This is a genomic window from Mycobacterium sp. NGS49 (assembly GCF_059812565.1).
Map to the genome: position 1 here is coordinate 14026 of NZ_JCALCX010000030.1, position 24434 is coordinate 38459.

At 66.2% G+C, this 24434-nt stretch carries 24 protein-coding genes and 3 pseudogenes; 20 read left to right on the forward strand and 7 right to left on the reverse strand.

From position 1 onward, the window contains the following. Positions 1–16: 16 nt before the first annotated feature. The 5 genes and pseudogenes from AC5Y7D_RS24725 to AC5Y7D_RS24745 all read left to right on the forward strand — a co-directional run. Positions 17–2392 carry a copper-translocating P-type ATPase gene (locus tag AC5Y7D_RS24725; RefSeq protein ID WP_499928515.1) on the forward strand — a complete coding sequence of 792 codons (2376 nt, stop codon included), beginning with the start codon at positions 17–19 and terminating at the stop codon, positions 2390–2392. Between the two features lie 99 nt (positions 2393–2491). Next, a complete protein-coding gene (locus tag AC5Y7D_RS24730; protein WP_499928462.1) occupies positions 2492–2749 on the forward strand; it encodes a cation transporter in 258 nt (85 codons plus the stop codon). A gap of 6 nt (positions 2750–2755) precedes the next feature. After that, positions 2756–3388, forward strand: a complete 633-nt coding sequence (locus AC5Y7D_RS24735; RefSeq protein WP_499928463.1) for a DUF5134 domain-containing protein — start codon at positions 2756–2758, stop codon at positions 3386–3388. A 283-nt stretch (positions 3389–3671) separates the two neighbouring features. Further along, on the forward strand, positions 3672–4046 hold the full coding sequence (locus tag AC5Y7D_RS24740) for an ArsR/SmtB family transcription factor (protein WP_499928464.1): 375 nt from the start codon (positions 3672–3674) through the stop codon (positions 4044–4046). A 101-nt stretch (positions 4047–4147) separates the two neighbouring features. Then, a pseudogene (locus AC5Y7D_RS24745) lies at positions 4148–4490 on the forward strand (DUF5134 domain-containing protein); the annotation flags it as partial. Between the two features lie 455 nt (positions 4491–4945). On the opposite strand, the gene AC5Y7D_RS24750 reads toward AC5Y7D_RS24745, so the two are convergent. From AC5Y7D_RS24750 to AC5Y7D_RS24760, 3 genes are read right to left on the reverse strand one after another with little or no spacing between them, the layout of a single operon-like run. Further along, complete coding sequence (locus tag AC5Y7D_RS24750; RefSeq protein WP_499928465.1) at positions 4946–5353, reverse strand: DUF302 domain-containing protein; 408 nt, start codon at positions 5351–5353, stop codon at positions 4946–4948. A 17-nt stretch (positions 5354–5370) separates the two neighbouring features. Further along, positions 5371–7353 carry a heavy metal translocating P-type ATPase gene (locus tag AC5Y7D_RS24755; protein ID WP_499928466.1) on the reverse strand — a complete coding sequence of 661 codons (1983 nt, stop codon included), beginning with the start codon at positions 7351–7353 and terminating at the stop codon, positions 5371–5373. After that, on the reverse strand, positions 7350–7733 hold the full coding sequence (locus tag AC5Y7D_RS24760; RefSeq protein ID WP_499928467.1) for an ArsR/SmtB family transcription factor: 384 nt from the start codon (positions 7731–7733) through the stop codon (positions 7350–7352). The genes AC5Y7D_RS24755 and AC5Y7D_RS24760 overlap by 4 nt, the downstream gene beginning before the upstream one ends. A 153-nt stretch (positions 7734–7886) precedes the next feature. On the opposite strand from AC5Y7D_RS24760, the gene AC5Y7D_RS24765 reads away from it, so the two are divergent. Next, positions 7887–8141, forward strand: coding sequence for an SHOCT domain-containing protein (locus AC5Y7D_RS24765; protein WP_499928516.1), 255 nt, complete (start codon positions 7887–7889; stop codon positions 8139–8141). 158 nt (positions 8142–8299) lie between these two features. On the opposite strand, the gene AC5Y7D_RS24770 is transcribed toward AC5Y7D_RS24765, so the two are convergent. Together AC5Y7D_RS24770 and AC5Y7D_RS24775 are read right to left on the reverse strand one after the other, a co-directional pair. Next, positions 8300–8509, reverse strand: a complete 210-nt coding sequence (locus AC5Y7D_RS24770) for a transposase (RefSeq protein ID WP_499928468.1) — start codon at positions 8507–8509, stop codon at positions 8300–8302. A gap of 919 nt (positions 8510–9428) precedes the next feature. After that, positions 9429–9617: a hypothetical protein gene (locus AC5Y7D_RS24775; RefSeq protein WP_499928519.1), complete on the reverse strand. Its 189-nt coding sequence runs from the start codon at positions 9615–9617 to the stop codon at positions 9429–9431. A gap of 12 nt (positions 9618–9629) precedes the next feature. On the opposite strand from AC5Y7D_RS24775, the pseudogene AC5Y7D_RS24780 reads away from it, so the two are divergent. Continuing rightward, a pseudogene (locus tag AC5Y7D_RS24780) lies at positions 9630–10058 on the forward strand (hypothetical protein); the annotation flags it as partial. A 570-nt stretch (positions 10059–10628) separates the two neighbouring features. Here AC5Y7D_RS24780 and AC5Y7D_RS24785 read toward each other — a convergent pair. After that, positions 10629–10966: pseudogene (locus AC5Y7D_RS24785) on the reverse strand (YnfA family protein). Positions 10967–11732: 766 nt separating this feature from the next. Between AC5Y7D_RS24785 and AC5Y7D_RS24790 the strand changes: the two are divergent. From AC5Y7D_RS24790 to AC5Y7D_RS24820, 7 genes are all read left to right on the forward strand, one after another. Beyond that, the gene (locus AC5Y7D_RS24790; protein WP_499928469.1) at positions 11733–12002 is read left to right on the forward strand and encodes a hypothetical protein; all 270 of its coding nucleotides are present in this window, start codon (positions 11733–11735) and stop codon (positions 12000–12002) included. Beyond that, the gene (locus AC5Y7D_RS24795; protein ID WP_499928470.1) at positions 11999–12391 is read left to right on the forward strand and encodes a type II toxin-antitoxin system VapC family toxin; all 393 of its coding nucleotides are present in this window, start codon (positions 11999–12001) and stop codon (positions 12389–12391) included. Before AC5Y7D_RS24790 ends, AC5Y7D_RS24795 begins: the two co-directional genes overlap by 4 nt. Positions 12392–12863: 472 nt before the next feature. Beyond that, complete coding sequence (locus tag AC5Y7D_RS24800; RefSeq protein ID WP_499928471.1) at positions 12864–14495, forward strand: ParB/RepB/Spo0J family partition protein; 1632 nt, start codon at positions 12864–12866, stop codon at positions 14493–14495. Positions 14496–15052: 557 nt separating this feature from the next. Beyond that, the gene (nrdH, locus tag AC5Y7D_RS24805) at positions 15053–15283 is read left to right on the forward strand and encodes a glutaredoxin-like protein NrdH (protein WP_499928472.1); all 231 of its coding nucleotides are present in this window, start codon (positions 15053–15055) and stop codon (positions 15281–15283) included. A gap of 27 nt (positions 15284–15310) precedes the next feature. Further along, positions 15311–15604 carry a hypothetical protein gene (locus tag AC5Y7D_RS24810; RefSeq protein ID WP_499928473.1) on the forward strand — a complete coding sequence of 98 codons (294 nt, stop codon included), beginning with the start codon at positions 15311–15313 and terminating at the stop codon, positions 15602–15604. Continuing rightward, a complete protein-coding gene (locus AC5Y7D_RS24815; RefSeq protein ID WP_499928474.1) occupies positions 15604–16908 on the forward strand; it encodes a toprim domain-containing protein in 1305 nt (434 codons plus the stop codon). The genes AC5Y7D_RS24810 and AC5Y7D_RS24815 overlap by 1 nt, the downstream gene beginning before the upstream one ends. 184 nt (positions 16909–17092) lie before the next feature. After that, positions 17093–17770 (forward strand): trypsin-like serine protease, encoded by a 678-nt coding sequence (locus AC5Y7D_RS24820; protein ID WP_499928475.1) that lies wholly within the window; start codon positions 17093–17095, stop codon positions 17768–17770. Between the two features lie 16 nt (positions 17771–17786). Here the strand turns inward: AC5Y7D_RS24820 and AC5Y7D_RS24825 are convergent, their stop codons facing one another. Continuing rightward, positions 17787–17936, reverse strand: coding sequence for a hypothetical protein (locus tag AC5Y7D_RS24825; RefSeq protein ID WP_499928476.1), 150 nt, complete (start codon positions 17934–17936; stop codon positions 17787–17789). Between the two features lie 621 nt (positions 17937–18557). Here AC5Y7D_RS24825 and AC5Y7D_RS24830 point away from each other — a divergent pair. The 6 genes from AC5Y7D_RS24830 to AC5Y7D_RS24855 all read left to right on the forward strand — a co-directional run bounded on the left by AC5Y7D_RS24830 (position 18558) and on the right by AC5Y7D_RS24855 (position 24073). Beyond that, positions 18558–18731 (forward strand): hypothetical protein, encoded by a 174-nt coding sequence (locus tag AC5Y7D_RS24830; protein ID WP_499928477.1) that lies wholly within the window; start codon positions 18558–18560, stop codon positions 18729–18731. A 144-nt stretch (positions 18732–18875) separates the two neighbouring features. Further along, positions 18876–19202 carry a hypothetical protein gene (locus AC5Y7D_RS24835; protein ID WP_499928478.1) on the forward strand — a complete coding sequence of 109 codons (327 nt, stop codon included), beginning with the start codon at positions 18876–18878 and terminating at the stop codon, positions 19200–19202. A 175-nt stretch (positions 19203–19377) separates the two neighbouring features. Beyond that, entirely contained in the window at positions 19378–20214 is an 837-nt protein-coding gene (locus tag AC5Y7D_RS24840; RefSeq protein WP_499928479.1) for a hypothetical protein, read from the forward strand. A 410-nt stretch (positions 20215–20624) separates the two neighbouring features. Further along, the gene (locus AC5Y7D_RS24845; RefSeq protein ID WP_499928480.1) at positions 20625–21164 is read left to right on the forward strand and encodes a hypothetical protein; all 540 of its coding nucleotides are present in this window, start codon (positions 20625–20627) and stop codon (positions 21162–21164) included. Between the two features lie 411 nt (positions 21165–21575). Further along, positions 21576–22556: a DUF4192 domain-containing protein gene (locus tag AC5Y7D_RS24850; protein ID WP_499928481.1), complete on the forward strand. Its 981-nt coding sequence runs from the start codon at positions 21576–21578 to the stop codon at positions 22554–22556. A 458-nt stretch (positions 22557–23014) separates the two neighbouring features. Continuing rightward, the gene (locus AC5Y7D_RS24855; protein WP_499928482.1) at positions 23015–24073 is read left to right on the forward strand and encodes a DUF932 domain-containing protein; all 1059 of its coding nucleotides are present in this window, start codon (positions 23015–23017) and stop codon (positions 24071–24073) included. Positions 24074–24434 lie beyond the last annotated feature (361 nt).

The following is a 24434-nucleotide window of genomic DNA, read 5'->3' on the forward strand; positions in this document are numbered from 1 at the left end:
CAACGCGTCGGGGCGAATGCGGGTCCACGTCACCGGGTTTGGCGTTGACGCGGTTCGTGCCGTGGCGATCGAGGAGACCGTCGCCAAGGTGAGCGGCGTGCAAGCAGTGCATGCCTATCCGCGCACGGCTTCGGTAGTGATCTGGTATTCGCCCGAGCGTTGCGACGCCGGTGCGTTGTTGTCGGCGATCGGCGAAGCCGAGCACATGCCTGCCGAATCGGTGCCCTCGCGCGCCCCGCACTCTGCCGCTGTCGCCAGGGTCGGTCTGGTGCGCAGGGTTGCCAGCGGGATCGGGTTCGCGCTGTTTGGCTTGCACCGTGGCGCGCAAGACCGGGGGCCTGACGTCGATGAGTGCGGCGGGTGCGGATCTGGGCCGGTAAGGACCAACGGGTTGTCGCCGGACGAGCAGAGTCGGCGTGAGCGGCGCAAGTGGTTGCGGCGGGTGTGGTTGGCCTTCCCGTTGGGGCTGGTGGCGATGGCGACGATGTTCTTCGGCCACCCGTGGGCCGGGTGGTTGGCCTTCGCCGCGACGGTGCCGGTGCAGTTCGTCGCCGGGTGGCCGTTTCTGAAGGGGGCGGTCCAGCAGGCGCGGGCGGGCTCTGTGGGCATGGACACGCTGATCGCGCTGGGCACTTTGACCGCGTTTGCCTACTCGACCTATGAGTTGTTCGCCGGTGGGCCGCTGTTCTTTGAGACCGCGGCATTGATCATCGCGTTCGTGGTGTTGGGTCGCTATCTGGAGGCCCGGGCCACAGGTAAGACGCGGGAGGCGATCAGCAAGCTGCTGGAATTGGGCGCCAAGGAAGCCACGCTAGTTGTAGACGGCGAGGAACGTCGGGTGCCGATTGATCAGGTGCATGTCGGAGACCTGGTGCGGGTGCGGCCGGGCGAGAAGATCCCGGTCGACGGGGAGGTCATCGACGGGCGCGCCGCCGTCGATGAGGCGATGCTGACCGGCGAGTCCGTCCCGGTCGAAAAAGGGACGGGTGACCGTGTTGCCGGAGCAACGGTCAACACCGATGGGCTATTGACCGTGCGCGCCACCGCGGTCGGGGCCGACACCGCGCTGGCCCAGATTGTCCGACTGGTCGAGCAGGCCCAGGGCGGTAAGGCGCCGGTGCAGCGGCTGGCCGACCGAGTCTCGGCGGTATTTGTGCCCGCCGTCATCGGGGTTGCCGCCGCAACGTTTGCCGGATGGACGCTGATCGCGGCCAATCCGATCGCCGGCATGACTGCGGCCGTCGCAGTGCTGATCATCGCCTGCCCATGTGCGCTGGGGATGGCCACTCCCACGGCGATCACGGTCGGCACCGGCCGGGGCGCGGACCTGGGCATCCTGGTGAAGGGCGGCGAGGTGTTGGAAGCCTCGAAGAAGATCGACACCGTGGTGTTCGACAAGACCGGCACCCTCACCCGCGCCCAGATGCGGCTCACCGATGTGGTGGCCGGCAGGCGACGCCAGCCCGATCCGGTGCTGTCCATCGCCGCGGCGGTCGAGGCAGGCTCCGAACATCCCATCGCCGCCGCGATCGTCGCCGGTGCACGCGAGCGGGGACTGGAGATTCCGGCCGCCACGGCGTTCACCAATATCGCGGGCTACGGTGTGCGGGCCGAGATTAACAGCCAGCAGGTGGTGGTCGGGCGGCGCACGCTAGTCGAAAAGCACGAATTGGGTCTGCCTGAGCACTTTGCTGCGGCGGCCGCCGAACTCGAAGAGCAGGGCCGCACCGCAGTGTTCGTCGGCCGTGACGGCCACGTGATCGGTGTGCTCGCGGTGGCTGACACGGTCAAAGATGACGCCGCCAACGTGGTCCAACAGCTGCACGCCATGGGGCTAGAGGTCGCCATGATCACCGGCGATAACACCCGCACCGCTAACGCGATCGCCCAGCAGGTCGGCATCGACCGGGTGCTGGCCGAGGTACTGCCGCAGGACAAAGTCAGCGAAGTACAGCGGCTTCAAGACGAGGGCCGGGTCGTCGCGATGGTCGGCGACGGCGTCAACGACGCACCCGCACTAGTACAGGCGGATCTGGGTATCGCCATCGGCACCGGCACCGACGTGGCCATCGAAGCTTCCGATATCACCCTGATGTCTGATCGGCTCGACGGCGTCGTGGATGCGATCCAGCTTTCCAGGCAAACCCTGCGCACGATCCACCAGAATCTCGGCTGGGCCTTCGGCTACAACACCGCCGCAATTCCCCTTGCCGCCCTGGGCATGCTGAACCCGGTCGTCGCGGGTGCGGCCATGGGATTGTCCTCGGTCAGCGTGGTGACTAACTCCCTGCGGCTCCGCCGCTTCGGGCGAGATACCCGGCCGAAACCGGCGCAGGGGCGGCGCGAACTGCCCCAGTTGGAATTGGTAACTACGGCAGAACCGAGGCCTTGACCTCGAGCCCACGCCGCCGCCGAGAACCAACAACGACGCTGCCACGGAGATGCGCCGTTCGCAACCGCACGTTTCTCCGCACAGTTGAAGGAGCAGCTGATGACCACCACTATCTTGACCGTTCCCGGGATTTCATCCCAGATGTGCAAGCCCGCGATCGAAGGCATCGTCGCCGCCATTGTGGGCGTTGCCGCGGTGGACGTCGACGTGCCAGCCAAGACGGTCACCATCATCCACCGCGACGACGAAGCGCGCTTAGTCGACGCCATCGAGGAACAGGGCTTCCACGTTGCCGACCCAAAGATGATCGGCTCCAGTATCGCTGTGGCGATCGAACCGTCGGACTACGAGATCTAGCAGATCATGATCGGCGACCTCGCTCTCCGGTGGACGGTAACCGTCCTCTTCGGCGTCAGCTTCGCGTGGCACTTGTATCGCCTTGTCGCGCAACGTGACCGCTGGATATGCACCATCGAGCGCCTATTGCACATAGTTATGTGTGCGGCAATGGTCGTGATGGCCTGGCCCGCCGGGATGAGACTCCCCACAGTCGGGCCAATCGTCTTCTTTCTAGCGGCGGCAGCCTGGTTCGTGCTTGTCGCTTCCCACCTGTTCTCCGGCGACGACGGGCGACTGGCCAACGGCTACCACGCCGCAATGATGGCGGCGGTAGCGTGGCTGTACGCGGTAATGGCAAGCGGCCCACTGGGCCCGCGCGCTCACTCACCCGGCGACACCATGTCTAGCTCGCCGGATATGAAAATGACCGGTATGGACATGCCAGTGGCCGCGACAGGCGAACCCGGTTGGATCACCACGCTCAACTGGATCGCGGCTATCGGGTTCGCAGGTGCCGCGATCTATTGGCTGTACCGGTATTTCGCCCATTGGAAACCGAACCCCGGGACCAATACCGTGCGCCTCTGGGACTGGGGAACGCCATGTCACGCGTTCATGGCCGCCGGTATGGCCGTCATGTTCGGCGTAATGCTTTAAGAACCCGGGATGAGTACCCGCCCGCAGCTCGACGGGCGATCGACGCTGCGCCACGCATTCGCGCTGCATCACTCATACACCGGCGCTTTCCTTTACGCCGCTTCAGCGGGGCCATTTCGACGTTGCCGGGCTTAACCGGGCGGTGTCACGGCACCGTCATCCGAAGGTTCTCGCCAGCTCCAAGCCCGCCCTTGTGCAATGGATTGCATGCCCAGCGGCCTCTGCGCCTGGAATACCGGTCCCTTCCAGGGCCGATGGTCCTTACTAGCTATATCATCGCTGCATGGCTATAACGACGTTCTCGGGTGAGGTGCAGCGGGTGGAGTTGGCGCCGGCCGCGGCGTTGTTCCGGTCGCTGGGTGATCCCACCCGGTTGGCGATCGTGCGGCGGTTGGCGGCCGGGCCGGCGCGGGTGACTGACTTGGTTGAGGCAGTTGGGTTGGCGCAGTCCACGGTGTCCAAACACCTTGCTTGCCTGCGTGATTGCGGCCTGGTGGATTCGGATCCGGTGGGGCGGGCCTCGCTGTTTCGGCTGACCCAGCCCGCCCTGATCGACGTGCTGACCTCCGCTGAGGCGGTGCTGCAAGCGACCGGGCAAGCGGTGGCGTTGTGCCCGACCTACGGCGCGGAGGGCTGCGCCACCGAGCCGAAGCCATGACCACCGGCCGGCCAAACCGACAATCCGGCCGTGATGGTGAGCTACACCCGATGCGACTCCGAACTGCATGACACTTACCGATCTGAGCGCCCCGGTATCGCATGAGCCATGACCTGATACTTCGTTGGGTGGTCACCCGGCTGTTCCTGCTGAGCGCCGCCGAATGTGGTCTAGCGATCGTCACAAATCGCAGACCGTGGACGTTGGCCGTCAGCCACAGTTTGCATTTCATCATGGAAGGCGATGGCGACGATGGCCGGGCGGTACGGCGCACGGTTACCGATGGCGGGACCTGCAGTGTTTTTCCTGGTGGCGGCCGTCGGGTTCGTCACGATGGCCGTCGTTGCAGCCCAAACGACCGCCCCGTGAGTGCTGTATGGATATCACGGCCTGATGATGCTGGCAACGGCCTGGATGCATGCCATCGTGAACGGTCATCTGCTCGCGTTGGATCCAGCACCCAGCAGCGCACTCAGCGTCAGGATCATCGCTTCCCGGATGCGCGATGGCGTTCCCGAGAAAGACGCGGCGTAACCAATTCGCCGAACGCACAGCCGACGAGTTGCAGAAGTTATTCTCCGCTTCGCGGCGGCGCAAAGGTGCCCCGAGTGCCAGGCGAACGGCCAACGCTTGGATGTGTGGGGGCATGCCAGCGATAGCAGCCCGCGCATCGCAAAGCCTCCTTTGACAGGGCCAAATGGCCCTGTTCGACGCAGCGGCGCGGGCGTGAACTAGGCACCACAGGGTGAGGCGATGAGCTAAGGAAACTTCAACGCTTACCTTTCTCAAGCGGGCTTGGATACTTCTTGTTGTCGTGGTGGCAGGTGCCGCCCCGCCCATGTGGGCGCCCGCCCGGCGAGCCGCCAGGACCAGCACGGCCACCCGGGACTAGGGGCGGGTTAGGTGTGGTCGAGTGCGGCGATGACGGCTTGCAGTTTGGTGGTGACCTGTTCGGCGACCTCGGGAAGTCCGGGTGCGTCGCTGAGTTCGGCCATCAGCGCGGGATTGATGGCGTCGACGGTGACGGTGTCGTTGCCCTGGATGGTGTCGGGGCGCACGACAACGTTGCAGGGCAGGAGCAGCCCGATTGCGGGGTCGCTGAGCACGGCCTGATGCGCCAGGGGCGGGTTGCACGCCCCCAGGATCAGATAGTCGGCCATGTCGGCGCCGAGTTTGGCCTTCATGGTGGCTTTGACATCGATCTCGGTAAGCACTCCGAAACCTTGGTCCGCCAGGGCTTTTCGCGTTCGAGCGACCGCGTCGTCGAAGGAGGTGTGCAGTGTGGTTGATAGTGCCAGCTTGGTCATCGGGGTCTCTTTCCTGCTCAGCTGTTTACGGTGTTTCCGGTCGCTGCTGTCGCGCCGCGGGTGGTCGCGCGCCGCTGGTTTGGTTGCGGGATCCCGGCCAAGGGTTGGGTGCGTCCGGCGCGCACGCCGTTGGCGATGACGACGATTTCGGCGAGTTCGTGGACCAATACCACGGCGGCCAGGCCGAGGACACCGAATAGGGCCAGGGGCAGCAGGATGGTGATGATCGCCAACGATAGGCCGATGTTTTGCAGCATGATGCGCCGGGATCGGCGGGCGTGTGAGAGCACTTGGGGCAGGTGGCGCAGGTCTTGGCCCATCAGGGCGACGTCGGCGGTTTCGATGGCGACGTCGGTGCCCATGGCGCCCATCGCGATGCCCAGGTCGGCGGTGGCCAGGGCGGGGGCGTCGTTGACGCCGTCGCCGACCATCGCGGTCGGCTGCTGGGAGCGCAGCTGCTCGATAATGCGGGCTTTGTCCTCGGGCCGCAGGTCAGCGTGGATGTCGTCGATGCCCGCTTCAGCGGCCAGGGCCCGGGCGGTGCGCTCGTTGTCCCCGGTCAGCATCGCCACCTGGTAGCCGTGGGCGCGCAGCCCATGGATCACCTCGGCGGCTTCGGGCCGCAGTTCGTCGCGCACCGCCACCGCACCCAGGACGGCGCCGTCGCGTTCGACAAGCACCGCGGTTGCCCCGGCGCGCTGCATTCGGTCGATGTCGTCAGCCAGGGGGCCGGGTTGGATCCAGCCGGGCCGCCCGAGCCGGACCGGGGTTCGGTCCAGCCACCCGGTGAGCCCGGCGCCGGGTGCCGATTCAACACTGTGCGCCGGGGTGACCTGATCGGCAGCGGCAAGGATGGCCGCGGCCAGGGGATGTTCACTGCGGGCCTCCAGCGCAGCGGCCACCGCCATCACGTCGCCGTGCGAAACCCCGTCGGCGGGTACCACGGTCATGACGGTGGGCTGATTGCGGGTCAGGGTGCCGGTCTTGTCCAGTGCGATCGCGCGGATGCGGCCCAATGCTTCCAGCGCGGCGCCGCCTTTGATGAGGACACCCATCTTGCTGGCGGCGCCGATCGCGGCAACCACGGTTACCGGCACCGCGATCGCCAGCGCGCACGGTGAGGCCGCGACCAGCACTACCAGCGCCCGTTCGATCCACACCCGCGGTTCCCCGACCAGGCTGCCGATGACGGCGATGATCGCGGCGGCGACCATGACAGCCGGCACCAACGGGGTGGCGACCCGGTCGGCCAGGCGTTGGCTGGTGCCCTTGCGGGCCTGCTCGGCCTCCACGATCCCGACGATGCGCGCCAGCGAGTTGTCGGTGGCGGTGGCGGTGATCTGCACGTCGAGCACACCGGTGCCGTTGATCGAGCCGGCGAACACCGCATCACCGGGACCGGCTTCGATCGGCACCGACTCCCCAGTAATCGCCGAGGTGTCCAGCGCGCTGCGCCCCGCGGTAATGACACCGTCGGTGGCGATCCGCTCCCCGGGTTTGACCACCATCACCTCGCCCACGACGAGTTCGGTTGGGGCGATACGGTATTCGCGCCCGCCGCGGCGCACCGTTGCGACCGCCGGGACCAGCGACAGCAGCGCCCGCAAGCCACGGCGGGTGCGGGTGATCGAATACTCCTCAAGGCCCTCACTGATCGCGAACAAGAACGCCAACATCGACGCCTCGCCGACCTCACCGAGGGCCACCGCACCGCAGGCGGCGATCGTCATCAGGGTGCCGACACCGATCTTGCCCGCCGCCAACCGCTTCAGAGTGGACGGGACGAAGGTGGCACCAGCGATGATCAAGGCCGCGGCCTCCACCACCAGCGTCACCGGTCCGGGTCCACCGGCCCAGCCCACGATCAGCCCCGCCAGCAGCAGCACCCCGGCCAGCCCAGCAGCCCGAATCTCGCTGACCTGCCACAGTTTCTCCGGCCCCCGCTCGCGCTCGTCGCACTCGGGGCGCGAATCGTCATGGCCGCAGCAGGCGTCACTCACACGCAGACCCCGATGCGCTGGCGGTGGCCGTAATTGGGGCACAACGCGACCGCGTTTCCGGTGGCCGCCAGCAGTGTTTCGACCGTCGCCAACAAATGGTGCAGTTCCGGGCGGGTCAACGAGTAAAACACCTGCCGTCCCTGCGGACGGCCCCCCACCAGACCGCACTCGCGCAGACACCCCACATGCGCCGACACCGTCGACTGCGCCAACCCCAACTCACCAACCAGGTCAGCCACCCGGGCCTCCCCTTGAGCCAACCGGTGCACGATCGCCAACCGGGTGCGATCAGACAGGCCACGGAACAGCGCCACCGCCGCCGCATCGCCACCTGACCCCGACGGTGATCCGGCCAGACAACCCGCACTATCAATCGTCATACGCCGATAATAATGGTTATTCCTGGTAATACTGGACTTGGCCGATGATTGAGGTCCATCGGCCCTACCGGGCTGTGATGTTTCGCGCGCAGGCTGGCCTGGACAGCTCGCGATGCGGGGCTTGGTAATTCAGGCGAAAGGCTCACGACGATGATGTATGACGGCTGGGGCTGGGGATCAGGCGGCTGGATCCTGATGACCGTGCTGATGATGCTGTTCTGGGCGGCGGTGATCACCGCCGTGGTCTTGGCCATCGGCCACCTCGCCGGACCGCGGCACACCAGCGCGCACCCGCCAGGACCAGGGCCGGCACGCGCTGAGGATCTGCTCGCCGAACGTTTCGCCCGCGGCGAGATCGACGAAGACGAATACCGACGGCGTATGACATTGCTGCGCGAACACCGCTGACCGCGATGCGCTCCCACCGTCTCTGGCTGGTCTTGATATCAGATGCTCACATCTATTGTGCAGCAATGGTATTGGTGGTTGTTCGCGGTGGTTGGAGGGCGTGAAGGACTTCGCGGGCGATGTAGCGCTTGTGGCAGCGCATTACTTCGTTTTTCGATTTATCTTCGGCGGTGCGCAGCGCCAGGTTCTCGCGGGTAGGTTGGGTGGCGGCGCAACCGCACGACCAGGATGACGTGCAGAGCTCGGCTTCCGCCCCGGTTGAGTCGGTGCCGGATGGTTTTGCCGCTGGAGGCTTCTAGCGGGCAGACTCCGCAGAGTTTGGCGAAGGCGGCGTCGCTGCTGATCCGGTCGTGGTTATCGCCGATCACCGAGAGCAGGGTGGCGGCAGTGGCGGGGCCGACGCCGTAGGCGGCGCGCAGCTGGGGGTGCGGCGGTGGCGGTGATGGTGTCGATTTGGTGTTCTAGTGTTGCGGGTGGCGCGCACCAGCGCGATGCGGGCCCGCGCCAAGGGCCTACTGGCTGGCCGCCCGGCCCGCGCGCTGGGAGATCAATGAGCCCGGACAACGTTTCATGGATAATGACGATTATGTAGGAATCGGGCCGAATCCCTTGCCTGCAATGTGATTGGGCTACTCAACCTTAAGGACGTATCGACTGGCCGCCAGGGTGAGTTTGGGCATTGACGCACGAACAGCACAGCATTCCCATAGTGCTGAGGTTGCTGCTCGCCAGTGGCGAGTGGCAACTATTGGCACCGTCAGCGACGGACCGCTCCGACCGCCAATTCGCTGCCGCACTTATTGGTTGACCTGATGCGTCGACAGATGTAGATACCCGGGAGTAGACGCCAAACTTGGAGCCAGTGGGTCTTGACGCAAGATCCGAAATTATCGGCCAATGCCAGCCAATGAAAAAGATTGCTGCACAACGCGAGACGCCTTTCGTCGGGGCTGACCTGACATAATCACTATTATCGGCGAAATAGATTGCAGCACAATGGAATTGATTGTCCGATATTCTTACTGCTCTGCCAGAGTGCGATATTCGTTACATCGTCCTGACGACTATATAGCCGGGATTCATGATGCAATCGGTTCATCGACATTGCCCGGGCAACTCTCCCAAGCTGGCTTGCACCAGCCCAACTGTCACAGTGACGAAAACCGACAACGGGGCACCGGCAATAGGTTTCGATACCTACCGCCGCTGCGCGGCCGCTGACCACCCTGCTGAAAAGGCGCCGATCTGGGGATGGGTCGCAAAACCGATTGACGTAGCAAGCCGTGCCTAGTTCCCCGCGAGCGCTTCGTCAAGGGACCGCATCGCCAAACCGCTCGTGCCAGCAATCATGTTCGCCGCCTCACTCATCGCCGCCTTCGGCAGCGTGTTGGGTGATCCTTTGGTGTGGATCGAACGGGCCCTGGTCGTGTTGGTGGCCGCATCGCCGTGTGCGCTGGCGATTTCGGTGCCGGTCACGGTGGTCGCCGCGCCGACCTCGGCATCACGATGGGCGCGATGGGCACCGACGTGGCGGTCGAAACCTCCGACGTCGCCCTGATGGGGGAAGATCTGCGCCACCTCACCCAAGCCCTGGCCCACGCCCGACGCGCACGGCGCATCATGCTGCAAAACGCCGGCCTCTCCCTGGGCCTGATCACCGTACTCATTCCGCTCGCCCTAGTCGGCGCGGCGGGCTTGGCCGCGGTAGTGGCGGTGCACGAACTCGCCGAAATCATCGTCATCGCCAATGGTCTGCGCGCCGGCCGCACCAAACCCTTCGGGGCACCATCATCGAAACCGGAACCGACTCCTACCGGCCGGCCCACACCCGAAATCAAAAGCCACGGCACCCAGCTGAACTCGGGGGCAACAGGTTCCCGTCGCACCGTCAACATGCGTGGGCCGAGAAACGGGTAAGACCCCGGATCACGTCTACGGCGTCGCTCCCCGAAGCGCCGCCAGCACGCGATCCCTGGTCGGAAGATCCAATCGGCACGCATCAGCTGCCAACTCCGTGCCTGACCTCATCACATCCACACCATTGACCAGCACCGTCGGCGATGGATATCCACCCACCCTTTCAACCACCACATCTTCAGCCATACCAACCTCAGACAGACACTCGGCGAGCAAGCGCTGAGCCGCCGCCGCATTCGGACACCCCGGGCTCGTGAGAAGTTCCACACGCATACATCCAGCTTCGCTCAACCCCGCGACTTCTGCACGCCTCCGGGCCGGGGCCAACAAACACCGCCCAGGCGGAGCCAATTTGGGTTGATATTGCCGCGCACCGTACACCTTGCCGTGGCGGCAGGTGTCCACGCTGGATATTGGGGGGGTACCGGCCCGGTTATCACCGCCCTGCGCGCCGGACAGATCCCCATCGTCGATTGCACAACCACATGCTCACCGACACACATGACTGTTGTCCTTCACTACTAGGCTGTCGACGACGCCGCCACCCTCGCCGCCGCACGTTATCGAGACCTATTGTGCGCGTGGGGCGTACATCATCACAGCCAGTCCGGCCAGACAGATCAGCGCCCCGGTCACGTCCCAGTGGTCGGGCCGGAAGCCGTCGAGTGCCATGCCCCAAGCAAGTGACCCAGCAACGAAGACCCCGCCGTAGGCGGCCAGGATCCGGCCGAAGTGGGCATCGGGCTGCAGGGTGGCGACGAATCCGTAGAGGCCCAGCGCGAGCGCGATGACGCCTGCGCCGATCCAGGCCCAACCACGGTGCTCCCGTACCCCCTGCCACACCACCAGGCACCGCCGATTTCAGCGACGGCCGCCAGCACGAACAGCGCAATGGAACGCAGCACCATAAGCAGTGACCCTACGAGACCGAACCGTGCCGGCGGACCGCACTACCCGCTGCTGCAGAGCAATGCAGTCTCATTCGGCATCACGTGTCCGCGCTGCAAGGACGTGGGCAACACGTTCGGCCAACGCGTCGAGCACTTATATCCGTGCGGGCGGTACCACGATGCTCACCACCACCTCCGTTTGTCGGTTCCGGTCCAAAATTGAGCAGGTAGTTCCGGGAAACTGCTCAAGATTCGACCGGAGCCGACATCCGTTGCGACAGTAATGAAGTCGAAGGTAAAAACGAGCAGCAGCCGACCTCCCCCGCGGCCAGATCCCGCGCGGTGATCTCACCCAAGCCGACGCCACCGGCAATTCTCATCCAATCTGGGGCACCGCAATTCAGGCCACATCACCTGCCCCAGATTCAATGAGAACGGACATTTGGCCGCCGGACCCCTCCAACCACCGGCACACCGCTGGACCCGATCACCGAATCACGCGATCACCAAATCACTTGTGGCAATCCTTGCCATGGGATCGACGCGTCGTCGCGCCAACCGTTTCAGTGGGCGCCACCGAACTGGCCAACGCCGCGACCTCAGCGTCTACACCCTTAAGTTGCTCAGTGAGGATTCCACGACCACCTCTTAGCGAGCTATGGAACGCACCCCAGCGCGTAAGCATCCGGGCGGGCCTCGACGGTCCCGGTATTCAACCGCTCCGAGGTGGTACCGAGCAAACATTAAGGTGTGACACCTCTGTGCTAGGTGTTACACTTCGGGCATGCCGACAACGAACCGGCGACACGCCATCACCGAAACCGACGATATTGCCGCCGCCCTGGACATGGCCGCGAAAACATGGCCTGACCTCGCCGACAAGCCGGGTGCGTTGCTGCGGCGACTTATCCTCTTGGGCCGAAACACCCTGGCGCACGATCGTGCCACGGCCGAAGAAGCTCGCGAGCAGTCAATCGATGCGACGGCCGGAGCGCTGGCCGGCATCTTCGGGCCCAATTACCTGCACGAGCTCCGCGAAGACTGGCCCGCGTGATCGTCCTTGACGCGAGCGTGCTCATCGGGCACTTCGAGCCGGCCGACTCGCATCATGGTGACGCGACGGCACTACTCAAGGCACACCTGACTGACTCGTTCGCTTCCAGCGTTGTCACCCTTGCCGAGGTTTACGTCGGCGCGTCTCGGGCCGGCCAAGCAGATCGCCTCGACCAGCTCTTAGCGCAGTTGGCAATCAGAAGCCTGGAACTACCAGCCGACGCCGCCCACCGCCTCGGTGAGTTGCGCGCAACGACTGGCCTCAAGCTGCCCGATTGCTGCGTGCTGTATACCGCCGAGCGGCATCACGCCGCAATTGCCACTTTCGACGACACACTTGTGAAGCGCGCGAAGAGCATTGGCCTGACCGTCGCGGCCACCGCTGGTTAAGTGCTGCCCTGTTGGCAATCAAGCACGCGCTGGCCGGTCCCCACTCGTCAGCATCAATCGGCCCGTGACCGTTCGACGGTTCGGTCGGCGCCGTGTCAGCGTCAAAACCTCAGTCGCACCGCCCTTCTCGTTGAAGCGCACCCTGCGGCGGTTGCGGCGCCAATGAGGCTGAAGCGCCTGCGGCGCTGCTGAAATGGTGCCGGCTTGGCCCTCGGCGAGAGACCCGAGCACACATTTTGCCTTCTGGCTTTCGATTATGGCCGGCGGCCCACTGCGCGCAAGGCCACGGCCTCCGCTTCGCTGCGGGCACAAGGCTCGCAATGTGTCCGGCCACGCTCGCGAGCTCGCGCCGAACACTTTGCGCCCGGACCTTGCACTTCGCTGGGCCCTGCGCCGGCCGAAATCATCAGTGCCAGAAGGCAAAAAGAACAGGCGGCCCACAGGGACGCCGTCCTCTCTGAAAGGTACTGACATGACCGACACCTTTGCCCCCGACGCCGAGCACCCCGGCCTGGGCACCATCGAGCACGTCGATCCCCACGCGTTGATCCTCGACGACAACGTCCGTGACGACGCTGCCCTCGACGCTCAGTTCCTGGCCAGCATCACCGAGCACGGCGTGCTGATCCCTATCGCCGCGATCCGTCGCGGTGATGGCCAACTGTTGGTGCGCGCCGGACAGCGCCGCACCCTCGCCGCCCGCGAGGCCGGTTTGTCCACCGTGCCGGTCTATGTGCGCATTGCCACCGACACCGACCTTAAGGCGCAACGGGTCGAACGGGTTGCCGAGCAGATCGTTGAGAACGACCAGCGGCGCCAACTCACCGATGCTCAGCGGGCGCGTGGGATCCAGCAGATGATCGACGCCGGGGTGTCGATCACCCGAGTGGCCCGAAAGCTCTCGGTGCCCAGAGACACCGTGAAGGCGGCCGCAGTGGTGGTGAAATCCGACACCGCAATGCAAGGTCTCGCCGATGGTCAGCTCAGTCTCGAAGAGGCTGCGGCCCTTACCGAGTTCGAGGGCATGCCCGGCGCGATCAGCCGCCTCACGCAGGCTGCGGGCAGTCGGCGGTTTGAGCACATGGTTGCACAACTGCGTGAGGAAAAGGCCGCCGCCGAGGCCGAGGCCAAGGCGGCGCAAGCCTACATCGAGCGTGGGTTCACCTGGCTAGAGCAGCGTCCGGAGTCGTTCGACCCAGCCTGCATACCGCTGTACCGGTTGCACACCGCCGATGGTGCCCAAGCCGATCAGCAGGTAGTGACCGATCCCAGCCAGTGGGCCGTGCTGCTCTTCGAAACCACCGCTCTGGTTGACGTGCAAACGGGTGTCACTGTCGAGGAGGATGACGTGGACTGGGACACCCAGGATCAGCCCGACGCCACACCCGGCGAAGGACTGCGCCACGCATCGACCGTCACCGAAGCCACCGTGTTTGAGCCGCAGTACTTCTGCCTGGACTACCGGTCAGCAGGACTCCAGCTTGAGCCGTGGTTCGCCCGCAACGCGGGACTGGTGGACACCGGCGTCGACGACACCGTCGAACTCGACGAGGACGCACGTGCGGCCGAACGGCACAAGGCCGAGGCCGAGCGCGCCGAGGCCGACAAGCGGGAGCGGCGAAAGGTGTTGGCGCTCAACAAGCTCGGTGCAGCAGCGACGACCGTGCGCCGGGACTTCGTGAAGAAGTTGCTGGCCCGCAAGACCGCACCCAAGGGCGCGGCCATGTTCGTCGCCGACTGCCTGGCCCGCGACAGCTACCTGTTGACCAACCACAACGCTGCCGACACTATCGCGGACCTTCTCGGTCTCGACGGTGCGCAATCGGTCACCAAAGTCGCTGCCACCCTGTCGGCCGGCGGGGATGCTCGTGCCCAAGTCATCACCTTGGCCCTTGTCCTGGGAGCGCTGGAAGCCCGCACCCCCAAGGAAGCGTGGCGCAATGCAGGATCCGCCCACTGGTCGCACCACGTGAGCTGCGCCGACTACCTGCGCTGGCTCGCTTCCAACGGGTACGCGCTGGCCGCCGTGGAAGAAGTCATCACCGGCGCAAAAAGCGCCGATGACGTCTACGACCAGTACCTGGCTGACGCGGTCAAGAAATAACCCTCCGCGGTGGTGGGGCCAGGGCATCGGTATTTCTGGCCCCATCACAACACTACTGCCACCGGTTACTCCACGGGCCCATTCAGCGACCGCCCAGAACGCAACGAAAAGTATCGCCAGATGACTTCCATCGAAATCAAACATCTGCCCACCTCCAATGGGCGCCAATCCCCTCCGCGACTTCTCTTTCGAACACGAATCTGGCGCACTTCTTACACCCGATTTAATACCAGATCCGCACGTCAGAAACACCACCTGTATGCCGCTAATTCACCGCTAACCGACACTCATCGATCCCGGTATTCCGGATGACCCTGTGGATGGATGGTGCGATGTGGATCATGCTGAGGAACAACGGGGCCCACCAGAGTAACCGGGGTGACTGGACCCAGCGGAACCGCTCTGGACACGCAGATCAACAATGGCTCACGAGCACCCGAAGTTGATCAATAACAATTGAGAAAGAGTCATGAGACGACCGTCGCGGAAGCACAACTCCACCAGTAGTATTTAGCCTAACGACGCAGGAACCTACCCTTACTCCAAGGAACCGATTAATGCGCCAGATCAGCGTTTACACCAAACCGTACTGCGCGCAGTGCGGGGCAACTTTCAAGGTCCTCGACAAAGCCGGCATCAATTGCCGAAAAATTGATGTCACCCAAAACCCGGAGGCCCGCGAATACGTCATGGGCCGGGGTTATCTGGCCATGCCTGTCGTCTACCTCTCCGCTGACGAGCACTGGTCAGGCTTTCGTCCTGACCGCTTGAACCGCATCGCAGCCTGACCAGCCACGCCACCGAAAGGAATCTCAATGAGCATCGACACCGCCCGCAACGACGAACTCGAACTCCTCCAGGAGTTGGAGCGTTCCGAGCGCATCGGCGATACCCGCAGCGGCCTTCTCAAGCACGTGGCCGCCGGCGTCCGTGACCTGCAAGAAGCGGCGGCGAGCCTTCAGCAGCTGCGCGGCAGCAGTGTCTACGACGCCGAGTTCGCCGAAGGCCGCGATGGGCGCGACGTGGCCACATTCCTCGACGACAGCATCCGCTATGCCCGCGCCGCCTACGCCGTCGTGCATGCCGTCATTGACAAGGAGACCCCGTGATGGCACACGAATCCCACTGCGCCGGAGGCTCATACGACACCGTGCGCGATGCGCTGCAGTCCGCTGGTTGCCTGATCCGTCCCCGCGGAGCCGAGGCGTTGATGGCACGCTGCCCACTGCACACCGATCACACCCCGTCACTGTCGGTCACCTGGCGTCCGTCCACCCCCGGCGGCCGCGGCGGCGCGGTGCTCCTGCACTGCTTCAGCTGCCGCGCCGACGCCGCCGACCTCGCCGCGGCGCTCGGACTGCGCGTTGCTGACCTGTTCGACGCCCCGCTACCGGCGCCCGAGCGCGAAGCGTTGCACCGTACCCGGCCCACACGCCGGCGACCAGCTCCCGCCCGGGTCGCATCGGGGCCGCTCCCCCCACGGATCACCGCCGACCACGACACGACCAGTCACCACTGGCGACGCGTGCGGGTCTACACCTACACCGATCTGGACGGGCGGCCAGTCCAGCAGGTGATCCGTCGGGAATGCGGCTGCACCGGGCGCATACACAAGCGCTTTCAGCAGCGCTACCGCGTTGGGCGCCAATGGGTCTACCGCAAACCCGAGGGTTTCGTGCTCGCCCTGTACCGGCCAGCGGCGATTCTGGCTGCGAAGAACACCGCGAACTGGGTGTGGATCACCGAAGGGGAGAAAGACGCCGACACCCTCACCTGCCTCGGCCGGCTCGCGACCACCAACCCCCAAGGTGCGTCGAACTTCCCGACCCACCTGGTCGCCCAGTTCAACGACCTCAAGGTCGCCATCGTCGCCGACAGGGACCTGACCGGCTACCGGCGCGCTCTCGCGCTTTCCCAGCAGTTGCACGGCACCGCCGCACAGGTCGTTGTGCTGCTGGCCGCGCTCGAGGTCGACAAGGCCGACCTCACCGACCATGTCGAGGCCGGGCTCTGGAAACCCGCGCAACCGTTCGGCGGACTCGTCGAGGTCAGCCCCGCCGATCTGCATGCCCTGGTCCTGGCGGCGGCCGCCACCCAGGCCGGGCACCGGTTCACTATCGCGATCGCGGAGATGCTCGCCCACCGTGCCCGACGTGAGAGCGCTCCGGCCAGCGCCCACGCGGCGGCGCGATGGCTTGCCGAAGCCGGCCGTCACCTGAGCATGGTCGAGAAGGTTCACCACGAACTGCAATGCCACGCACGCGCGCATCCCACGGCGGCTGTAGGCCAAGCAGCAGCCGCCGCAACAACTTTGCGCCTTTGCATCGAGTCCTACCGCCGATACAGCAACAACGGCGCGGCCGCGGCATCCTCCGCCGCTGACACCGGCAGCGAACTCAACGAGTCAGCATGACCGCAGTATTGGACACCGTCGTCACACGTCGGGCAGCGGCGGCCGTCACCGGCAGCGCGAGCCGGCCCCGCGCGGCCGCGCACACTGCGCGCCTGGATCGGCACCCGCACGGCGCGCGCGCAGGTCCGCTCGCAGCGTCAGGTTCGCAGCCCTCGCCCCCACCCCACGGATAGGTGATCCACCCATGACCACGCTGGGCCGGTTCAGTGTCGGCATCATCTCAGCCATCCTGCTCACCGCAGCTGTTCTGGCGAAGCCCCCTGCAGCGCAGGCCAGGGTGTTCACCATCGAACCCGGCGAACGGATCGACTACATCAACTCCACCGGCGACAACAAGTTCTGCACCATCGGCCACGTGTACACCGGCTCTGACCTGCACGTGTACGCCGTGACCGCAGGGCACTGCCGCAACAGCACCTCAGGCTATGTCCGCAGCAACCGCAGCGGTCAGACCGGAACGTTCCTGCGTACGATCGTTGACCCTCCCCGCGGTGGCGGCGCCGACTACGGTCTCATCGATTTCGGCACCGACCCCATGGCAGGGGCATACATCGGAGACATCCCCACCGGATACAGCCACCCCGAGCCCGAATTAGGGCAGACCGTGTGCCGAACCGGCGTATCCAGCGGCCAGCATTGCGGCACCATCGTCGCCCGGCATGGACGTGACCAATACCTCACTACCGGAATGTCATCGAGCATCCCCGGAGACTCCGGAGGTCCGGTCTGGACTCGGAACGACAACGGCACCGCGCAGATCCTCGGAATATGGCTCGGCGAAAAGATCTCAGCCGCAACCGGAATCGAATACGGGCGCTTCGCCTCTCTCACCGAAGGCCTGCGTCTTCTTGGCGCGGGCTAAGGAGCCTTCGCGGTGCTCAAAACTCCGGAAGCTCCGCACCGGCACGCACCACATCGCAGCGCATCTTCGGCTGAGGCCACTGCCCGGTGACCAACCACGAAATCAGTGCTACCGGAACATCGCCCGGCTGCTCACCGATCATCCGTATCAACCGTTGCTCCACCACACCGCCAGCCTACGAGGATTATCGAGCCCGCGCGGCAGCGGAGCGGCACACATTCCCCCCAATGTCGCGTGCTCGGCCGGTGAATGCTTCACCGGCCCATCCCTGGACTGACGAGCCACGGCCGACTGCGCCGCCCCGGCGGCGGCCGTGTAATCCGTTGCCCCTCAGATGTTTTGTTGTCAGCGGGGTGGCAAGTGTGACCCGTGAGGCCCCGTCGCTGTCAACCCACGCCCGGCGGGCTCGCCCGTGCTGCGCTCCGGCCGGCCTGGCGGCCGGCTCCCGCTGCGCCCGCGCGGCACCGGCGGCATTGCGGACCCTACGGCAGCTCGCCGTCGGGCCGCTGCGCGCCCGGGCTCGCCGGGCCCGAAATCCGCCTCCGGCCCACCGCCGTGCTCTTCGGGGTTGACACCGCCACCCCACCGGTCCCCCACACCCCAGCGCTGACCGGCGCACCACTGAGCACACCGAACGGAGAACGACAATGACCAACATCGACCCCTGGACCAGCAGTGACCACGACCCGCTCAGCCAGGTCGAGCAAGTGACTCTGAAACGGATTACCCTGCAGACGATTCCGGAGCGTGCATCGCCCAGTATCCCGACTTCGTGCCCGGTGCTGCGGTGCGCGTGCTTCCTGCGCTTGTCTCCACTACGTTCCCGGTCGAGCGCCGCATCGTCGACGACAGCTGGACATTCGTCGGACGCACCCGCCACGGCGAATACGCCACGATCCGGCACACGCGCGACGGCATCTCGGTGACCATCGAACGAGACCGGTTGCAGAACAGGCCCTAACAGGAACAGTTCCCTTGCGGCCAGCCCAGCCCCGACGCCACGAGGGGACCGGGCTGGCTCCCTGTGAGGCCAATCGCCTGTCAGCCCAACACCATCGAGACATGTGCGGCAAGTTCCGCCCCACCCCCACAGAACGGATATCACATGAGCAACGAAGAATTCTGGGAACAGTGGGTCGGCTCCACCGTCAAGCCGATCGAGTGCGTGAAACGCCACGCCAAAGTACGTGAGCAGGACGCCCGGCGCTGGATTACCTACCGCGACGAGATTAAGGGCACGAAAGTCATCGTTGACATGCCCGACAACGCGCCTACCAAGTCCTGCGACGAGGGCCGCCACGATGCCTGTCCCCACCGCCTCGGCCAACCACAGCAGGGCGGCGTCATCCTCAAGCTCTCACGGCCGGGCTTCATTTGGCGGTGCGGATGCCCCTGCCACCGTGACCCGTTTCGCGCAGGACGCCTGTTCTGAACAGAACGACACCCAGCCGGGCCCGGCCAGCTCTGCACCGAGGTTGGCGTTGGCTGGGCCCCTTTTTTCTTCCGCACACCCGGCCTGAGCGCCGGCCCGAGGAATACGGCCGCCTCGGTGGCGGCCGTGTAATCCGTAGCCCCTCACCTTTTTTGCTGTCAGCGGGGTGGCAAGTGTGACCGGTGAGGCCCCGTCGCTGTCAACCCACGCCCGGCGGGCTCGCCCGTGCTTCGCTCCCGCCGCCCTGGCGGGCGGCTCCCGCTTCGCCCGCGCGGCACCGGCGGCATTGCGGGCCCTACGGCAGCTCGCCGCAGGGCGCTGCGCGCCCGGGCTCGCCGGGCCCGAAATCCGCCTCCTGCCCCCCGCCGGGCTCTTCGGGGTTGACACCGCCACCCCACCGGTCCCCCACACCCCGGCGCTGACTGACCGGCGCACCACTGAGCACACCGAACGGAGAACGACCATGGGCCAATACTTCACCCCCACGTTCCTCAACACCGACGGCGTAATCGTCGGCGCCCTCAACCCCGAGGACTACGGGTCGGGCCTCAAGCTCGCGGGCCACACCCGCGCCGACACCCGCCTGATGTATGCGGTACAGACAGTCTTGGCTCTCGACGGCGGCCTGCGCCTGTCCTGGGCCGGCGACTACGCCGAGCCCGAACCCGGCCATCGCGCCAATCTCTACTTCCTCATCGAGGATCACCACTTCCTGCGCTTCGACGGGCTCGTCTGCCCGGACGTCGAACCCAACAGGGCACTACCGCACGCCAGGCCCGGGGTTTTCGGCTACCTCTGCAACCTCGACAAGCAGCAGTACGTCGAAAACCTCACTCTCGCAATAGACGCCGACGGCTGGCGGCGAACCCCGCTGCCGCTGCTCACCGCCGAGTACGGCCAGCCCCACGCCGACGCAGGTCACCAACTCGGCACCTGGGCTCGTGATCGCCTCTACTACAGCGAGAACCGGCCCGGCCCCGATTGGGCGCCCGCACCCGTTGGCCGTGACTAGCCCGAGCCATCGACCGGGCCCGGCCAGCTCCCCCCCGACGAGGGTTGGCCGGGCCCCCTTTTTCTTCCGCCGACCCGGCCAGAGCGCCGGCCCGAGGAATACGGCCGCCCTGGCGGCGGCCGTCCAAATCGGTAGCCCCTCACCTTTTTTGCCGTCAGCAGGGGGCGAACTCTACCCGGGTGGGGGCCCGAGCGCGCAACCCACGCCCCCCCCACGAATCGCCGTGCCGAGTGACTGTTTTACGGCCCTACGGCAGCTCGCCCGAGGCGCTGCGCGCCGGGCTCGCCGGGCCGAAAACCCGGCGACTCGCGCCGCGGACTCTTCGGGGTTGCACGCCCACCCTCACCCGGGTTGCCCGCACCCCCAGCGCTGACCGGCGCACCACCCAGCACACAGAACGGAGAAATATCATGACCGCCTCAGTTAAAGCGACACACACCACCCCGCCGGCGACCATCACCCACAGCATCGCCCTCATCAAAGGACAGCAGCACGCCGACGTCTCCGTGCACCACGCACGCACACCCGATGCGCGGATATCAGTAGCTTTCAACGGCATCCACATGGTCATCTACAGCTGCCACGCCGCCCAAGGACTACTGGAAGCCTTCGCCGCCGCCCGCGGGCAAATGCTGCACATCCCCAGCCGAATCCCCGCCCCACAAACGGACCACCCGAACGTTGAAGCCCGGATCGCGCTGTCCATCGAATGGAACCGGCGGCCCGCCTACGCAGTCGTCGCGCAATCCGCCCTCAACCGACTCAAGACCGCGAAGATCCACTGGATCGACCTCTACACCGGCCCCATCACCTGGCAGATCCGCGACAAGGCCGGACTGCTGTCCATGATCGAACTCCTCACCCGCGTCCACAAGACCGCCATCGCGATCTTCGCCGACGGGGAGCAGTACCACGCCGACCCCACCGCGCCCGACTACGTCGCGTCCTAGAAGTCCCTCACCACCAGGCCCGGCCACCTCTCCCACCACGAGGGTTGGCCGGGCCCCCTCTTGTTCTTCCGCACACCCTGCCTGAGCGCCGGCCCGGCGAATACGGCCGCCTGGCGGCGGCCGTCCAAATCCGGAGCCCCTCAGCATTTTTGCCGTCAGCAGGGGGCGAACTCTACCCGGGTGGGGGCCCGAGCGCGCAACCCACGCCCGCACCGCGAATCGCCGTGCCGAGTGACTGTTTTGCGGCCCTATGGCAGCTCGCCCAAGGCGCTGCGCGCCGGGCTCACCGGGCCGAAAACCCGGCGACCCGCGCCGCGGACTCTTCGGGGTTGCCCGCCCACCCTCACCCGGGTTGGCCGCACCCCCAGCGCTGACCGGCGCACCACCCAGCACACAGAACGGAGACACACCATGTCCCACACCCACCTTCGCTGCCCAGCCGACCTGATCGCCGCCGCCCCAGGGCTGCTCGGGTTCGTCCCGACCAACAGCATGGTGGTCTACCTGCTGCACGATGAGCCCACCAAAGGCATCGGCGTGCGGTGTGCAGCCCGCTTCGACATCACAGTCACCACCGGTCAAGCCGCCGACTTCCCCACCGTCTGCAACCTGCGCCCCGGCAGATTCGCGGCCGCCATCCTGCTGGCGATCTGCGAACAACGCCACGACAGCCACGCCCGACACCTTCTCGACGCGCTACGGGATGGGCTGCAACACAGCGGAATTCCCGTCCTGCGGCGCCTGTACGCCCGCGACGTGACCGAGCCCGGCCAGTGGCTCGACGCCGACACCGGTGACTACGGTGACACCTACCCCTACACCGATTCGGTCCTCACCGCCCAACTCGTGCACGCCGGCACCCAGATCCGCCGCAGCCGCAGCGACATCGAATCAGAGTTCAGTCCCCTCCCACCCGCACCGCCGGCCGAAGTCGGAAGTCACGGCGAACTCGTCACCAGCACCGCCGAGGAGATCGCGGCGGTCCTCAACGGAAAGCCGATCACCAGCCCCACCCTGCACACCCGCGCAGGCATCGTCATCACCGGACACCCCGCCCTGCGCGACGCCATGATTGGCCTGGCGATCGACCAGCCGCAGGCCGGGTCAGACCTGTGGACCCACATCGGCCGGCGGCTGCGTGGCCAGCCTCGCGCCGAAGCCCTCACCGTCGCCGCGGCATGCCTGTGCCTGGCCGGTGACACCGTGCGCGCCGGCATCGCGCTTGCGGCCGCACTCGAGGAAGCCGACACCACCCACACCCCGCAGCCCGGGCTGGCCGTCCTCCTCACCGCGGTCCTGCAAGCCGGCATCGAGCCGGCCAGAATCCGCGCCGCCCTCCGCGCATCCGCAGCCCGGCCCGGCGGCGGTGACACCGCACCCCGCGCCGACTGAAAGCACCTACCAGGGCCCGGCCAGCTCTGCCCCCGCGCAGGGTTGGCCGGGCCCCCCTTTTTCTTCCGCAAACCCGGCCAGGGCGCCGGCCCGATGCATACGGCCGCCTGGGTGGCGGCCGTCCAAATCCGTAGCCCCTCACCTTTTCTGCTGTCAGCGGGGTGGCAAGTGTGACCGGTGAGGCCCCGTCGCCGTCAACCCACGCCCGGCGGGCTCGCCCGTGCTGCGCTCCCGCCGCCCTGGCGGCCGGCTCCCGCTGCGCCCGTGCGGCACCGGCGGCATTGCGGGCCCTACGGCAGCTCGCCTCCGGGGCGCTGCGCGCTCGGGCTCGCCGGGCCCGAAATCCGCCTCCTGCCCCACCGCCGGGCTCTTCGGGGTTGACACCGCCACCCCACCGGTCCCCCACACCCCAGCGCTGACCGGCGCGATCAATCACCTTCCACGAAAGGGAAGAAATCATGGCACACGAACTCGACATCACCACCGGCGCCGACGGTAACGCACACGTCTCCTTCGCGAACTCCCGCAGCGACCACTGGCACCGACTCGGTCAGTCCGTCGGCCACGCCATGACCGCGCGTGAAGCCCTGCACGCCGCACACCTGGCCGGCTGGAACGTCCGCAAGATGCCGTTGCAGGTCCCCCAGGAGCCCATCATCGGCGACACCGGCGTCACCACCCCGCCACCCCTGGCCGTGCCCGACTTCTACGCCACCGTGCGCACCAACCCCATCAACGGGGCACTCGATATCCTCGGCGTCGTCGGAACCAAGTACGAACCCGTCCAAAACGAAGCCTCCTGCGACCTGCTCGACGCCCTCGTCGACGAGAGCGGGGCGCACTTCGAAACCGCCGGTGCCCTGCGCGGCGGCCGCGAAACCTTCGTCACCATGAAGCTGCCCAACTCGATCGTCTTCGACGGCCGCGACGGATCCAAAGACCGCACCGAGCTCTACCTCGCGTCGCTCAACTCCCACGACGGCTCCTCCAAGTTCACCTTCCTGGTCACACCGATCCGCATCGTGTGCGCCAACACCCAGTCCGCGGCGCTGCGTGACGCCAAAGCCAGCTGGGGAATCCGTCACACCGGCGGGGCACGCGCCGCCATCCAGGAGGCGCGCAACGCCCTCAAGCTGACCTGGCGTTACGTCGAAGCCTTCGAAGCCGAAGCCGCCGCCCTCTACGCCCGCCCGATGGACACCGACGAGGTCCGCAGTTTCGCCAACACCCTGCTCGAAGTCGAGTCCGCCCCCAGTGCGGCCACCGCACGGCACCGCCGCGAACGAGCCGCCGGCATCGTCACGCTGTGGACGTCCTCCCCGACGATCACACCCATCGCCGGGACCCGGTGGGCGGCTTACAACGCCGTCACCGAATACCTGGACCACCACGTGCCCGTGCGTGGCGCCCGAACCTCGAGCGCCGCCAATGAATCCCGCGCACTGCGCAACATTGCCTCGGCCGGCAGCGCCCAATCGCTGAAGGCCCAAGCGTTCCGGCTGCTGCAAACCCTGTAGCAACCCCAACGGGGCCCGGTCAGCTCTCCACCCGGAGGGTTGGCCGGGCCCCCCTTTTTCTTCCTCGAACCCGCCCAGGCCACCGCCGCCACGCGGCGGCGGGATACGGCCGCCTGGCGGCGGCCGTCTGATCCGTAGCCCCTCACCTTTATTGCCGTCAGCAAGGGGGCGCAGCCTAATCGGCCGGGGGCCCGACCTGTCAACCCACGCCCGGTGCTGGTGCCGGCGGCGGAGGACATTTGCGGCCCTATCAGCTCGCTGACGCTCGCGGGCCACAAATCCGCCGGCACCACCACCGGACTCTGCGGGGTTGACAGCCCACCCTCGACCGATTGACCGCACCCCCAGCGCTGACCGGCGC

Coding starts and splice junctions, on each gene's coding strand:
- AC5Y7D_RS24725 (WP_499928515.1), top strand. CDS start 17: ATGCGGGTCCACGTCACCGGGTTTGGCGTTGACGCGGTTCGTGCCGTG.
- AC5Y7D_RS24730 (WP_499928462.1), top strand. CDS start 2,492: ATGACCACCACTATCTTGACCGTTCCCGGGATTTCATCCCAGATGTGC.
- AC5Y7D_RS24735 (WP_499928463.1), top strand. CDS start 2,756: ATGATCGGCGACCTCGCTCTCCGGTGGACGGTAACCGTCCTCTTCGGC.
- AC5Y7D_RS24740 (WP_499928464.1), top strand. CDS start 3,672: ATGGCTATAACGACGTTCTCGGGTGAGGTGCAGCGGGTGGAGTTGGCG.
- AC5Y7D_RS24750 (WP_499928465.1), bottom strand. CDS start 5,353: ATGACCAAGCTGGCACTATCAACCACACTGCACACCTCCTTCGACGAC.
- AC5Y7D_RS24760 (WP_499928467.1), bottom strand. CDS start 7,733: ATGACGATTGATAGTGCGGGTTGTCTGGCCGGATCACCGTCGGGGTCA.
- AC5Y7D_RS24765 (WP_499928516.1), top strand. CDS start 7,887: ATGTATGACGGCTGGGGCTGGGGATCAGGCGGCTGGATCCTGATGACC.
- AC5Y7D_RS24790 (WP_499928469.1), top strand. CDS start 11,733: ATGCCGACAACGAACCGGCGACACGCCATCACCGAAACCGACGATATT.
- AC5Y7D_RS24800 (WP_499928471.1), top strand. CDS start 12,864: ATGACCGACACCTTTGCCCCCGACGCCGAGCACCCCGGCCTGGGCACC.
- nrdH (WP_499928472.1), top strand. CDS start 15,053: ATGCGCCAGATCAGCGTTTACACCAAACCGTACTGCGCGCAGTGCGGG.
- AC5Y7D_RS24810 (WP_499928473.1), top strand. CDS start 15,311: ATGAGCATCGACACCGCCCGCAACGACGAACTCGAACTCCTCCAGGAG.
- AC5Y7D_RS24815 (WP_499928474.1), top strand. CDS start 15,604: ATGGCACACGAATCCCACTGCGCCGGAGGCTCATACGACACCGTGCGC.
- AC5Y7D_RS24820 (WP_499928475.1), top strand. CDS start 17,093: ATGACCACGCTGGGCCGGTTCAGTGTCGGCATCATCTCAGCCATCCTG.
- AC5Y7D_RS24835 (WP_499928478.1), top strand. CDS start 18,876: ATGAGCAACGAAGAATTCTGGGAACAGTGGGTCGGCTCCACCGTCAAG.
- AC5Y7D_RS24845 (WP_499928480.1), top strand. CDS start 20,625: ATGACCGCCTCAGTTAAAGCGACACACACCACCCCGCCGGCGACCATC.
- AC5Y7D_RS24850 (WP_499928481.1), top strand. CDS start 21,576: ATGTCCCACACCCACCTTCGCTGCCCAGCCGACCTGATCGCCGCCGCC.
- AC5Y7D_RS24855 (WP_499928482.1), top strand. CDS start 23,015: ATGGCACACGAACTCGACATCACCACCGGCGCCGACGGTAACGCACAC.